The sequence below is a fragment of the Paenibacillus sp. Root52 genome, assembly GCF_001426865.1.
In the GTDB taxonomy this organism is placed as follows: Bacteria; Bacillota; Bacilli; order Paenibacillales; family Paenibacillaceae; genus Paenibacillus.
The window spans coordinates 365,499-379,300 of the sequence record NZ_LMFO01000029.1; the positions used below are offsets into that span (position 1 = coordinate 365,499).

9 protein-coding genes are annotated in these 13,802 nt (G+C 47.8%); all 9 read left to right on the forward strand.

Annotation, left to right across the window (positions count from 1 at the left end; all coding sequences use genetic code 11):
- Nucleotides 1-100: 100 nt before the first annotated feature.
- The 9 genes from essC to hrpB all read left to right on the forward strand — a co-directional run bounded on the left by essC (nt 101) and on the right by hrpB (nt 13,743).
- Nucleotides 101-4,102, forward strand: coding sequence for a type VII secretion protein EssC (gene essC, locus ASD24_RS22670; RefSeq protein WP_056700786.1), 4,002 nt, complete (start codon nt 101-103; stop codon nt 4,100-4,102).
- A 16-nt stretch (nt 4,103-4,118) separates the two neighbouring features.
- Nucleotides 4,119-4,949 (forward strand): hypothetical protein, encoded by an 831-nt coding sequence (locus ASD24_RS22675; RefSeq protein ID WP_056700788.1) that lies wholly within the window; start codon nt 4,119-4,121, stop codon nt 4,947-4,949.
- A gap of 6 nt (nt 4,950-4,955) precedes the next feature.
- Nucleotides 4,956-5,504: a WXG100 family type VII secretion target gene (locus ASD24_RS22680; RefSeq protein ID WP_056700790.1), complete on the forward strand. Its 549-nt coding sequence runs from the start codon at nt 4,956-4,958 to the stop codon at nt 5,502-5,504.
- Between the two features lie 197 nt (nt 5,505-5,701).
- Nucleotides 5,702-5,977: a WXG100 family type VII secretion target gene (locus tag ASD24_RS22685; RefSeq protein ID WP_056700792.1), complete on the forward strand. Its 276-nt coding sequence runs from the start codon at nt 5,702-5,704 to the stop codon at nt 5,975-5,977.
- Nucleotides 5,978-6,133: 156 nt separating this feature from the next.
- A complete protein-coding gene (locus ASD24_RS22690; protein WP_056700794.1) occupies nt 6,134-8,215 on the forward strand; it encodes a hypothetical protein in 2,082 nt (693 codons plus the stop codon).
- Between the two features lie 39 nt (nt 8,216-8,254).
- Nucleotides 8,255-9,007, forward strand: coding sequence for a vWA domain-containing protein (locus tag ASD24_RS22695; RefSeq protein WP_056700796.1), 753 nt, complete (start codon nt 8,255-8,257; stop codon nt 9,005-9,007).
- A 21-nt stretch (nt 9,008-9,028) separates the two neighbouring features.
- A complete protein-coding gene (locus ASD24_RS22700; RefSeq protein WP_056701167.1) occupies nt 9,029-9,862 on the forward strand; it encodes a protein phosphatase 2C domain-containing protein in 834 nt (277 codons plus the stop codon).
- 193 nt (nt 9,863-10,055) lie between these two features.
- A complete protein-coding gene (locus tag ASD24_RS22705; protein WP_056700798.1) occupies nt 10,056-10,862 on the forward strand; it encodes an SDR family oxidoreductase in 807 nt (268 codons plus the stop codon).
- Between the two features lie 361 nt (nt 10,863-11,223).
- Complete coding sequence (gene hrpB, locus ASD24_RS22710) at nt 11,224-13,743, forward strand: ATP-dependent helicase HrpB (RefSeq protein ID WP_056700801.1); 2,520 nt, start codon at nt 11,224-11,226, stop codon at nt 13,741-13,743.
- Nucleotides 13,744-13,802: the final 59 nt, after the last annotated feature.

Sequence of the window (13,802 nt, forward strand, 5' to 3'; positions counted from 1 at the left end):
CGATTCAGAACGTATATATCATATTATCAACAATTAAAAAGGTTGTTCAAAAGGTTCGCTTTTGATTTTGAACACGTACTATTAAGGAGGTCTTCTCTTCGTGAATGTGTTATATCAGCGTTCTCCAAGAATGACGCCGGTTCTTAAGGAAGATAAGCTCGAAATTTTGAGGCCTCCTGCTGAACCTAGCAAACCTACATTCTCAATCATATCCATCGTTATTCCCATTATGATGACGATGGTGAGCATCGGCTTCTATGTATATATTAATCTAACAGGTAAATTTAGTAACCCTACCTTTATGATGTTTCAGATGATGACCGTTATGATGATGTTAACATCGTATACGATTCCATTCTTTGTATATTTAAGTAACAAGAAGAATTATCGAAAAAAGATTGAAGAGCGTAAGGCGATGTACCGTGCTCAGTTGGACAAGCATCGTGAAGAGCTGAAGGAAGCTCAAGCGGAACAAGTGAAGAGTTTGTATGAAATTCACGGCGATCCGGGTGTTTGTCTACAAGTTGTAAAGAACAGAAACAGTTCCTTGTGGGAACGTTCGCCAGAAGATGATGACTTTATGCAGGTGCGGATTGGTACAGGGGAAATTCCTTTTCGAATTAAGCTTCAGGTACCACGTCCAGATGGATATGAAAAGGATGAATTAATAGAGGCTGCTCACGAGCTTGCTTCTGAATTTGAGACTGTACCCGATGCATCAATCACCCTACCGTTATTCCAATCGAAAGTCATGGGGTTGGTAGGGAATCGTGAGGAAGTGCTGACTTCACTGCGTGTGATCGTTTCACAACTTACCGTGCGCCATTCTCCAGATGAGCTCAAAATTGCTGCTTTTTATGAAGAAAAAGAAAGCAAGGAATGGGAATGGTTGCGCTGGCTTCCCCATATTTGGGATGAAGATCAGGGACAGCGGTATATGGCCGACAGGCACAGCGGTGCGCATCAATTGGCGGACAGCTTGTTTTCCGTGTTAAACCGGCGGCGGAACAACAAGGAGGATCGTTACAAAAAAACGGTACAAACGCCTTGTTATGTGGTCATTTTGTCGGAAACACAATTAATTGAAGAAGAGCCACTGTTGCCGCTTCTGTTGGAATCGGCTCAAGAGATCGATGTGTGCACGATTATATTAGCCAATCGGAAGGAATCTCTTCCGATGCACTGCCAGCTTATTATGGAAGCTTCCAAAGGCAAGGGTGTATATATCAAAAAAACAGAGGATGCCGATGTCGTTCAGCAAACGTACACACCAGACGTAATCTCTAAAGAATCTGCAGAGGCGTTGTCACGTTACATGTCTCCGATCCGTTTGAAGCGCTCTTCCGCTTCGGATATTCCACAGGTGCTTCCATTGTTCGATATGTTAAGTACATCACGCGTGGAGGATCTGGATGTTGTATCACGCTGGAGCCAAACTCGATATCCAGATACGCTACCTGTTCCTATGGGTGTGCGTGCGGGTGGCAAGAAAATAGCCATTAACCTGCATGACAAAATTGAACGTCAGGGTCATGGGCCGCATGGTCTAATTGCAGGAACCACCGGATCAGGGAAAAGTGAAGTCATTCAGTCCATTGTTGCATCGCTTGCGGCTGAATTTCACCCGCACGACCTTGCTTTTATGTTGATTGACTACAAGGGTGGCGGGATGTCCAATACGTTTGTTGGCTTACCACACGTCGTAGGTACAATTACCAATCTAGATGGAAATCTGATTGAACGTGCGAATATTTCACTTCGAGCCGAGCTGGTTAGAAGACAGAAGATATTAAATGATGCAGGCAATCTGCAGCATATCGATGAATATTACAAAATTCTACGTTCAAGGCATGAACAGCCTTTGCCCCATCTCGTTATTATCATAGATGAATTTGCTCAGTTGAAACGGGATCAGCCGGAATTCATGGATGAATTGATTAGTATAGCAGCTATTGGCCGGACGCTCGGAGTGCATCTGATCTTGGCAACTCAGAAGCCGGCTGGTGTTGTCGATGATAAAATCTGGAGTAACTCCCGTTTCCGCATCTGTCTTCGCGTTCAAAGCGAAGGAGACAGCCGAGATATGATTAAGATTCCGAATGCGGCATGGATTACGAAGCCGGGTCGAGGGTATTTCCAAGTCGGCAGTGATGAAGTATTCGAAGAGATGCAGTTTGCTTGGAGCGGTGCACCCTATAATCAGCAGGAAGATAAAACCTCCGTATTGCCCGTCATGGAAGTACGTTTGAACGGGAAGCGGGAGCCTCTGCTGACTGGTGAACGCAGAGCTGTGCTCAAAGGAGACGATGTCCCTAAACAGCTTCAGGTCTTTATCGATTATGTTGCTCAAGCCGCGGAAGAAGCGGGAATTGATCGTCTGCCAGGGCCTTGGTTGCCACCTTTGCCTGAAACACTGGAATGGGATAGCCTGACCGACTGGCAGGAAGAAAAGAACAGGGAAGTGCTGCTTGACGGTGGTGCTAGCGGGCTGAAACCACTAGTTGGCTTGCTCGATGATCTACCAAACCAACGCCAAGAGCCTCTTGCGCTTCCAATTGATCAAGGCCATCTCGTCGTGTACGGTATGCCTGGACTGGGCAAAACGACATTTGTACAGACCATGCTCATGTCACTTGCTAGATCTGAGCGTACAGAATCATGGCATGGATACATTATTGATATGGGGCGCATGATGAAGGACTTTGCTGGTCTTCCACAGGTCGGTGGTGTGATGATGGCCGAAGAGGAAGATCGGATCAAACGTTTGTTCCGATATATATTGAAATTGTCTGCACAGCGTAAAGACATGATCTCAGAAGCTGGTGTCAAAACGATCTCAGCTTACCGTCGGACAGCTCACGAAGCTGTGCCTCAGGTCATCGTTGTAATTGACGGATATCTTTCTTTCCGAAATGCTTATCCAGAGGAAAATGAATTGTTAGAGACGATTCTTCGTGAAGGTGGAAGTCTAGGTATCACTTTTGTACTCACGGCTAATCGAGTCACTGATATTTTTGAGAAATTTAGAAGTAACATACCGAATGCAGTATCTTTTGAATTATCTGATCCGAGTGACTATTATTATGCAGTCGGAAGACCTTCTAAAGCGCCAAGTCAGCTTCCGCCAGGAAGAGGGCTCGTGAAGGGACAAGTTCCACCACTGATGTTCCAGGCAGCCTTACCGTCGTCAGGTGCAGATGAAGGGAAACGTTCATCTGAGTTGCGCCGCACAATTGCTGAGATCAGAGATGCGTGGACAGGAGAGCAAGCGCCTCAGATTGCTCCACTTCCGGAAGAAGTGAAACTGAAAGATGTTCTTATCCGAACAGGTACGTATGGTCAAGTAAATGAGTCTTCTGTAACGGTTCCTGTAGGGTTGCTCACAGATGATTTGGAGCCATTCCTTTTGAACCTGCGTGAGGGACCACACTTTATGGTAACGAGTCCGATGGAAGGCGGAAAAACAACATTTTTGTTGACTTGGATGTTATCATTGGCGTATCATGCTTCTCCAGAAGTAGTACAAATATACACCGTGGATATGCGCTATGGTTCTGGCGGACTGGGTGAGATCAGCAGTTTGCCCCATGTCCGAGGACACGTATCACGGGAAGATCAGCTTGCGCCAGTGATCCAACAGTTGTACGATGAAGTACTGAAGCGAGGCGAGATTGCCGGGGGTCCGGAAATCGTGCTCACCATTGATGATGCAGAAACATTATCCAAACAATTAAATGATTTCAACGTGAAGGATCAATTAGGTGTAATTGTTCGTCAAGGTAGGGATCGGGGAATTCATGTTATCTTGTCAGGTGTTCCTGCAGACTTCCCGACCTTTGGATCTGATTGGGTAAGTGATGTAAAAGCTTCCCAAAGCGGATTATTGTTCGGGACTTTAGACCCTAACGATCTCTCGTTCTTTCGTATTCCTTATTCCGAGTCTGGAGGCAGTTCGGCTGGGCTGAAGGTACTGCCACCAGGTCAAGGTTATTATGTAAAACGTAAATATTCCAGGGTTAAAGGTGCAGTTCCGTGTGATGACAACTGGAAAATGAATGATTGGATTTTTGAAATTCGTGACCGATGGCATGTTGTAGTTTGAGGGGAGGTGGCTCATAATGTTGACGGTTCATGATTCCAAGCAAAAGGTAGTCACTTTGCAAATAAAAGAACTTTTTTTTCTGGCTGGTATTCTAGGCTCAGACCGATTGCTTGGCGTTGAAGATCCTTTCCGCGGGTATATGGCGGAAGACATTGCTTTGGAGTGGGAGCGCGTCAAAACTTCCTTGCTCGACAAAGGATATCTAATACAGGATCAGAACAGCAATGAACTGATCATGACACCGACCGTATTCTCCAGAGTGGCCATTGCCGGATTGTCTGACAGAGCTTGTTGGATTCGCTACACGTCGAGGGGCAAGTCCTGTGAAAGTTATATTCATTGCACGGACGAGCGCGTCGTCGAAGTTTCACGCGTTGTGGACGAACCGGAATCTTTCCGGTTATCAGATCTGGGGAATGTTCGTGAAGCTATTGATTGTCTGATCGAAAGAATGAAGTGGAGTGGCCATTCTCCTGATGAGAAGCCAGCTCTTATGTGCTCTAAGAAAAAATTCTATGAAGTCTTGAATGAGTTAAATGGCAAGGAAGTTCAAGCAGTGGCAGATGAGCTAGCGCAGGAGACGAATGATTCGGATGGATCACTTGCCCTGGCACGCTGTTTGGTAAACAAGGAATCAGATGGAGAGCTGCGTTTGCTTGTGTGGAACGGAGATGAATGGAATTCACAGTCAGCGGCGTTTACCGTTAGCTCGATTTCGAATTGGTTATTCCGTATGAGCACAGCCGCTTCAGATGATTGGCTTGTTGCAGCACTGACGACTAGAGAACAGTTTCACGAGATGCTGCTGGACTGGCTTAAACAGCCTGCAGGGGAAGAGGAAAGGTGATGGTAAATGCGCATTCGTGTGGAACCGGATGTGCTTCGGGCACTGAGCAGGCAGATTCAGTATGCGGCGGAGCAAATACAGCAAAAGATGACAGTATTGGATCAGGCAATTCATTCGTTAGACTGGGAAGTTGAAGCTCGTGCTGCTGTGATGAGTGAATGGAACCACAGTAAGCGGGTCGGCGAAGATGCAGTGCGTCGTTTCATGGACTTGAGCGTGCAATTGGGACGCAAGGCCGTGGTATTCCAACAGGTTGATATGGAGTACCGCACGGTGCTGGGTCATGTGAACACAACTTACAGCAATGCGGTTAACATGCTCCATGTGCTTGAGAACAATCATGCAGGAGAGATCTTACCCGATCATTCCGCAACTACTGCTATTGTATCCGATCCCCTTTCCGCGGTGGCGGCAGTGTATCGTGTACAGGATGCCGCTCCACCAGCTGGTTCCCCAGCGACATTAATTCAGGCTATGCAGCCTGAACCTGTAGCATGGAGATTCACAGATCCTTCCTTTCGAGGAAGGAGAGGAACCGAACCTGTTGTTTCTTAGGCTTGTAGGATAGTGAGTCCCGAGAACAGCACAGTAGAAAGTGAATTGTTTATGTAAATAGTCTGTTAGGGGAAGTTTCATTGCCTGAAAATGGGGTAAATAGGAGTAGGTCCTTCGGCTTTTGTCCGATCGATCCTGGTATAGTACAATTTGAACAAGCAAAAATTTAATTGCACAAACCAAGGAGGAATTTACACATGGCAGGACGTATTTTAGTTACCCCAGAACAGCTTGATCAGGTTTCCAATCAATTTAAACAAAGCGGTGAGCAAAGTCAGCAAATCGTATCTACATTGACTCAATCCATCACTAGCATGGAAGGACAATGGGAAGGTATGACGAAGCAACGCTTCTTCCAAGAATTCCAAGAAGCAAGCAAACAAATGCAATCTTTCGTTCAAACACTTAATAGCATTAGTGCGGAACTGACAGCTATCGCTAACAAATTCCGTACAGCTGACCAAACTCGCTAATCTGCTATACATAGATCAGGCCGAAATGTTGTCTGAGTTCGCCCTGAATATATGCAGGCAGCTAGTTGAAGATGTGAAACTGCAACAAAAACCGGGCGTTTTACGACACCCGGTTTTTGTTGCACTATGACAGAAATGATAGAGAGAGGGATGAGCATGTCTTTTCAACCGAATCCCGGGGATGAAGTTGTAATCAACGATATAGCCTATACGATTGGACAGCATCCTGCTGCGCCAGGTCTGGCTTATGCACAAGCCGGAAGGCAAGGGATTGTCTACCAATTGATTCCCCGTAATGGTTCCTTACATGGGGCCAAAGCACTAAAAGTGTTTTTTCCAAAATTCCGTATTCCAGCTATGGTCTATCAGTCTGAGCATATGGAGCCTTATAGTGAACTGCCAGGTTTGCAAGTATGCAAGCGTGATGTGCTCACTCCGGAAAGAAACGGAGCGCTCATTGGAGAACATCCTGATTTGTTGTATGCGGTATTAATGCCGTGGGTGCAAGGTCTGACCTGGTTTGATGTGATCAGTGATCAGAAAGAGCTAACCGCAGAGGAGAGTCTGAAGTTAGCGAGAGCACTAGCAGGAACAGGTTCGGCCATGGAGCAGCGTGGGCTTGCTCATTGTGATTTGTCCGCACCCAATGTGATGATTCCGTTTTTTTCCGAAGTGGAGAACCTGGGAGGATCAGCCGTTGAACTTGTTGACGTAGAACAGATGTACAGCTCCAAGATGGATCGTCCGGATGCGCTCTTAGCAGGTTCACCTGGTTATGCAGCACATCGGACAGTGCATAGCGGATTGTGGAGCTCATATGCGGATCGTTTTGCTGGAGCTGTTATTATTGCAGAGATGCTAAGCTGGTCTGATCCGATGATCGTCGAGAAGGCATGGGGCGAAAGTTATTTTGATCAACATGAGATGCAGACAGTCAGTGAGCGTTATTACGCTATGCGAGACTCATTGAATAAGCGCTGGGGCTCCAAAATGGCGGATCTATTCGTTAGAGCCTGGGAAAGTCATGATCTTAGCAGTTGTCCCACATTCGGAGAATGGTATGTCGCACTGGCTGCTCTAGACGCAAACCAAGTACCTGCTATACCTACCGTTACGGAGGAAGACGCTGCTGATCAATCTCATTTGCCAAATGATCAAGAGACAACAGTGGCAGGTAGCATAAGTGGCACATTGTCATCTAACGGAGGCTCTGACCAAAATTCTGAAGCATCGACTCCGCCGCCTGGTCAGGAAGCAGTGGTTCAACGTTTATTTCTTCAGGCACGAGCATTGGAAGAAGAGGGTAAGCCTGCGGCTGCGCTTGAGGTGTATCGTTCATTGCACCACTTTATACCGAACAACAGTGCAATGCAGATCGAGGTTGCGGCAGCAATCAAAGAGTTGGATGAACGTATGAATCCCAAGGATGACGAAGGACAGCCTGTTCGGCTCCCTTTTTATAGATCCAAAAAATTCATGATCTCTTCGGCTGTGCTCATTGTATTGCTGGCGGGCTCTGTACCAACGGTCAAAATATTGGCTGATCAAGCAGAGGTAAAACAGCAGGAGCAACAGGAGGCAGTTAGACTCGCAGAGATTAAGGCGGCAGAAGATGCCGAGGCAGCAAAGGCTGCAGCGCTCAAGCAACAGGAAGAAGAGAAAAAACAACAAGAGGCTGCTGCAGCAAAACTAGCGGCTGATGAGAAGAAAAAGCAGGAGGAAGCAGAGAAGCAACTTGCTGAGGCCAAGAAGAAGGAAGAAGAGCGTAAGGCGCTCCAAGCCAAGTATGATAAACAGGCCAAGTACGAAGCGTATCTTGCGAAGCAGGAGCAACAGAAAAAAGAAGCTGAGCGTAAGGCACAGCAGGAGAAATATGATAAACAAGCGAAGTATGAAGCTTATCTAGTATGGAAAAAAGAGCAGGAGGCTCTAGCCGCCAAGCAAGAAGCTGCACGTAAAGCCGCAGCTGAAGCTCAGCGCAAACAGGAGGCTGCCCAAAAAGCTGCGCTTAAGAAAAAGCGTGCTCAGAACGTAGTCACACTGATTGCACACTACAACAAAGCGTATAACGCACAAATTGGTAAAAAGACGGATAATGCTCTATCGTATGCTCGGGATTTCAAAAATCTCTATAATACCGATGCTGCCTACTTCAAAGGGGTAGGTAAAGTGGCAGCGCGAATGAGCGCGATTAACAAGTTCCTCAGCAACAGCGATTATAAGCTACCGAACCTGTAATTATAAATGTGAACAACGACGGAGGTGACCTCATCCCAGATGAACTATACAATTCAAGCATCCCAGCGCACACCTGCATTGATTATCTATTTAATTGATATTAGCGCCTCCATGAACATGGTTCTGGAAAATCGTAGACGGATTGATGTGGTCTATGATGCACTGGCTCTGGCCATCCGCCAAATGGTCTTTCGTTCAACCAAAGGCAATCGATTGACACCTCGTTACCGTATTGCCATCCTTGCGTACAGTGATGATGTGTATGACTTGCTTAACGGCATTAAAGGGATCGACGAAATCGCTGCCGTTGGTTCGTTGCCTGATCTTACACCTAAGCGGTTCTCGGATTCGGCCAAAGCTTTTCTACAAGCGGAGAAGATTCTTCAGGCTGAGATTCCTAATATGCAAGACTGTCCAGCGCCGCTCGTTTGCCATATGACAGATGGCGTGGCGACAGGTGAAGATCCCGAGCCGATCGCTAAACGAATCATGGGCATGAGTGTTCCAGATGGCAATGTGCTGGTGGAGAATATCTTCATTTCCGATCACTTGCTGGAAACTCCGATCTCGGAGCCAAGACGTTGGAAAGGGATCTCTTCAGAAACGGTGCTGCAGGATGAACATGGGGAGAAGCTACGGAATATGTCTTCCGTGTTGCCAGAGAGTTACCGTGAGATGCTAGTTGAAGCCGACTACCTGCTTGCCCCTGGAGCGTTGATGATGCTTCCAGGTACGTGTGCAGAACTGGTATCCATCGGCTTTCAGATGTCCGCTGCTACGCCTGTTAGATAGGAGGGGTTTCATTTGAGGACGATGCGTTTGGCAACACTGCCCGAAGGAGATCAGAGAGTGCAAGCGAAGCAGAGGCGCGGCGACTTTCGTTATGTGAGTGTTCAGACGGGAGAACAGCCGTTAACCCGATATCAAGGTGTTCTTCAATGCCGTTATGGATATGGGAGAGCGGCTGAAACCGTGAATCAAGGAGATACAGGTCAAGATTTTGCTGCTGTTCGTATGAACGGCAATGTATGTAACTTTGTTTTATGCGATGGTGTGGGTATGAGTTATTTAGGTGATTTTGCTGCAAGGTTTCTAGGTAATTCGCTGCTCGATTGGTTGGAAACCACATCCGTGCCAAGTGCAGAGGGGATCGAGAAGCTTCTTCAAGATCTCACGATCCCTGCATCGGAGCAGTTAGAGAAACTGCAGCCCTTAGATAATTCGCCATTGCTTCTACGTGAAGTGTTAATGGAGAAACGAAGCAGGGGTAGTCAGGCCATGTATGTGTGTGGTCAAATCACACTGTCTGGTGCTTCCAGAAGGAGTCGTGTCTGGATTGCCTGGCAAGGGGATTCGCGTATTCGTCTGTGGCGAAACGGACAAGAGCAATCGGCTACTTTTCAGAAATACTGCCGTACCAATGAACGGTGGTCTACACGTGAAGGGACAGTTGGTGGCAAACCGCATATTTTCGAGGCCAAGATGTCTGGGAGTGAAAATGTTCGTCTACAGCTCTATACGGACGGTCTAAACGATCTAGATGCGATACAAGCCTATATTCCGGATGAGCATATTCAAGTGTTGCTTGATTCCAGGCATACCGGAGGGCTTGAAGATGATGCCGCTTTCATAGAACTAGAATGGTAACGAGATGAATGAATGAAGAAGGATCGCTGTGTAACACGATTTTCTTCTGCATGTTGATCTGTAAAAAAATAGGTCATGCTTGATTTAAAAGACGCTCTTTTTGGGTAATCTTGTGAAGAATATGCTTCATGATCATTATGAAGCAACGCGTACATTCTTACATAATTGCTGAGAAAAAGGAGTGGAATAGATAATGACACAACATAACGGTAAATCACGCTTCGCAGGCAAGGTCGCCATTATTACGGGAGCAGGTTCAGGGATTGGAAAAGCTACAGCACTTAAGCTTGCTAGCGAAGGGGCTCACGTTGCCTTATTTGATCTGGTCAATGATCGCATTTCGAAGACAGAAGATGAGATTAATTCAGTCTACAAAGGTGCAGCGCGAGCATTCGATGTCGATATCTCTGACGCATCCCGTGTGGAAAAGGCTGTTCTGGAGACCGTTGAATTATTTGGAGGTCTGGATATCGTATTTGCCAACGCTGGCATTAACGGTGTATCTGCACCTATTGAAGAAATTCAGGTTGAGGATTGGAAACAGATCATTACAACGAATCTGGATGGCACGTTCTTCACCATTAAATATGCATTACCACATCTGAAGAAACGTAGCGGAGGCAGCATTATTATTACGAGTTCCATTAATGGGAATCAGCGTTTCTCAAGCTTTGGGATGTCGGCTTATAGTACGTCCAAAGCGGGACAAGTGGCTTTTGCCAAGATGGCTGCCTTGGAACTTGCAAAATTTAAGATTCGTGTAAATGTCATTTGCCCAGGTGCAATTGCAACCAATATTGATCAGAGTACGGTCAAAACCGATGATTTGCAACAGATTGTCATTCCTATTGAGTTCCCAGAAGGACAACAGCCACTTGCAGATGGACCGGGGCAGCCGGAACATGTTGCCGATCTGGTCGCTTTCTTAGCTTCATCGGAATCTAAGCATATTACAGGTGCAGAGATTGTGATCGATGGTGCGGAATCACTGCTCAGCTAACAAAGAAACATTGTAGATGAGCTATGTATGTAATCAATCGTTATAGTTAAATACGGTTTGTATTAGGGTCGTTCCTTGGGAACGGCTTTTTTTGTTATAATGCGACTATGTATGTTTAGGTGAGACCATATTTACAAGGATATTTATGAGGGACAACTCTAAAGAATATTTTAATGTTAGAAAATAAAATTATCTATATATCCAGTTAAGTTAAGTGGATATAACAAGAGAATTTAATAAGAGACATGAAGCTTACTACAAATAAGTTAATCTCTTAGATTAATAGTAAGAGAACTTACTAAAGTGATATCAGACAGATTGATAGGAGCAAAAGAGCAGGACATCAAGTGGGAGCGATGATATGAAGATAGAATTACCGATACAACAGATTATTCCTGAACTGAAGCAGCAATTGCGGGAACAGGATACGGCTGTTCTGATCGCAGAGCCGGGAGCGGGTAAAACAACAGTTGTTCCGCTCGAACTCTTGGGTGAGCCCTGGGTTAATGATCGGAAAATATTGATGCTGGAGCCTCGCCGTCTGGCAGCTCGATCTGCGGCAGCTCGGATGGCGGCTTCTCTCGGGGAAAACGTGGGGGAGACCGTTGGATATCGGGTGCGCATGGATACACGAGTAAGTCAGGCTACCCGCATTGAGGTTGTAACAGAAGGTGTATTAACGCGTATGTTACAGCAGGATCAGGGGTTAGAGGATACGGCGATGATTATTTTCGATGAGTTCCATGAGCGTCATTTACATGGGGATCTGGGTCTTGCCCTGGCATTGGAATCTAGAGCGATGCTGCGTCCTGATCTGAAGTTACTTGTGATGTCGGCTACGCTTGATCCGGTTCCTATCTGTACATTGCTTGGTGAAGGGACGAGCTGGTTAGATTGTCCTGGCCGTACCTTTCCAGTGGAAACACGATACGTCCATAGACCAGCTTCTGCGCAGATTGAGGAATTCGTTGCGCGTGAGATAGCTAATGCTATTGCTGACCAAGAAGGTGACATGCTGGTATTTCTCCCAGGTGTGAGAGAAATTCATCGAACTGTGCGAGCACTCGAAAGTATGATGCTTCCTGCTAATGTGTTAGTTCAATCGTTATATGGCAGCATGTCATTAGAACGACAGGATGAAGCGATACGCCCTGCACCGCAGGGCATGCGCAAAGTTGTGTTATCCACTTCCATAGCCGAATCAAGTCTTACGATTGCAGGCATTAAAGTGGTTGTGGATGCCGGGCTTAGCCGGGCATCCGTATTCTCGGCACGCACAGGAATGAGCCGTCTTATGACGATGCCGGTATCTAAGGCATCGGCAGATCAACGGCGGGGGCGTGCAGGGCGAACTGCCCCAGGAGTGTGTTACCGGCTATGGAGCGAGGAGGCTCATGGTGCGTTGCCTGAGGCAGCGCGCCCAGAGATTACCTCTGCGGATCTTGCGCCGCTGGCGCTGGAGCTTGCCGCCTGGGGAGTCCAGTCCCCTGCAGAACTGCAGTGGCTGGACATCCCGCCTGCCGCGGCCTACGGCCAGGCACAGGCGCTGCTGCGCCAGCTGGGCGGCCTGGATGACGCAGGCCGCATCACGCCCTTTGGGCGGCGGATGAACACGCTGGCTGTTCATCCACGACTGGCCAGCATGCTGCTCCGCGCGGCGGAGCTTGGGCTGGCCAGCTACGCCAGCATGCTGGTGGCGCTGCTGCAGGAGCCCGCGGGCCTGCGCAGCAGCGGTAGTGCAAGCGCGGGCACGGATCTGCGCCCGCGCGTAGAAGCGCTGCTGACAGCTGACAGCAGCGGTATGCCGCAGGCGGCAGCGTCTGTCGCAGACGCGGCTGCCGTGCGGCGCATGCTCCAAGAGAGCCGCCAGCTACGCTCGGCGCTCGACCCGGCGCAGCATTCGCTCCGGCCGGATGAGGACAGTTGCGGATTGCTACTGTCCTTTGCCTACCCGGACCGGACAGGGCAGCGCCGGGAGGATGGCCGCTATCTGCTGAGCAGCGGCCGGGGTGTACGGCTTGCAGCGACAGAATCGCTGAGCCGTTCAGCTTGGCTGGTCGCGGCGGAGGCAGACGACCAGGGTGCGGATGCACGCATCCTGTTAGCTGCGCCAGTGCCGGAGCAGCTCTTGCTGGATCATGCTGCACATTTGTTGCATGAGGAAGATCGAATCGTGTGGGATCGCAGCACACGAAGTGTAAGAGCACACCGATCCCTCCGTATTGGCGCAATTGTTGTGAAGGAGAGTGGCATTGCTCATCCTGCGGAAGATCAGGTCATGGAGGCGATGATCAGTGGCATTCGTCTGGAAGGCCTAGCTTGCCTCCCTTGGAATAAATCGTCTCGGCAGCTTGCGGATCGATTACGCTTTTTGCATACCCACTTATCAGGTTGGCCTAATCTGTCTGCTGACGAACTAACGACTGATTTTGAAGCAAGGTTACGACCATTTTTGAGTGGAATGCGATCTGTCACAGATCTCAAAAAATTGTCGCTCCAAGATGTACTGCTAAGTGAACTCAGTTGGGAGCAGCGTCAGCAATTGGATCAAGAGGCTCCCACACATATTCAGGTTCCAAGTGGATCTCGGATTCCGATAGATTATAGTCGTCCTGAAGACCCTACGTTGGCAGTTAGACTCCAAGAGATGTTTGGGCAACAGGAGACACCTCGAATCGGTGGTGGACGTGTGCCTATTACTGTGCATTTGCTGTCACCAGCGCAGCGTCCTGTACAAGTGACGCGGGATCTAGCGAATTTCTGGCGTGAGACCTATTTCGAAGTGAAAAAGGATCTCAAAGGCCGTTACCCAAAACATTATTGGCCAGATAACCCGCTACAAGCGATGGCAACTAATCGAGCTAAACCTCGCGGCAGTTAAACGTCAATGTCTCATCAATGGGTAGCGGTTGATTATATTTTTATCATACGAACACATAT

Excerpts from the sequence above, each read along its gene's own strand:
- ASD24_RS22675 (WP_056700788.1), top strand. The coding sequence starts at position 4,119 with ATGTTGACGGTTCATGATTCCAAGCAAAAGGTAGTCACTTTGCAAATA.
- ASD24_RS22680 (WP_056700790.1), top strand. The coding sequence starts at position 4,956 with ATGCGCATTCGTGTGGAACCGGATGTGCTTCGGGCACTGAGCAGGCAG.
- ASD24_RS22685 (WP_056700792.1), top strand. The coding sequence starts at position 5,702 with ATGGCAGGACGTATTTTAGTTACCCCAGAACAGCTTGATCAGGTTTCC.
- ASD24_RS22690 (WP_056700794.1), top strand. The coding sequence starts at position 6,134 with ATGTCTTTTCAACCGAATCCCGGGGATGAAGTTGTAATCAACGATATA.
- ASD24_RS22695 (WP_056700796.1), top strand. The coding sequence starts at position 8,255 with ATGAACTATACAATTCAAGCATCCCAGCGCACACCTGCATTGATTATC.
- ASD24_RS22700 (WP_056701167.1), top strand. The coding sequence starts at position 9,029 with ATGCGTTTGGCAACACTGCCCGAAGGAGATCAGAGAGTGCAAGCGAAG.
- ASD24_RS22705 (WP_056700798.1), top strand. The coding sequence starts at position 10,056 with ATGACACAACATAACGGTAAATCACGCTTCGCAGGCAAGGTCGCCATT.
- hrpB (WP_056700801.1), top strand. The coding sequence starts at position 11,224 with ATGAAGATAGAATTACCGATACAACAGATTATTCCTGAACTGAAGCAG.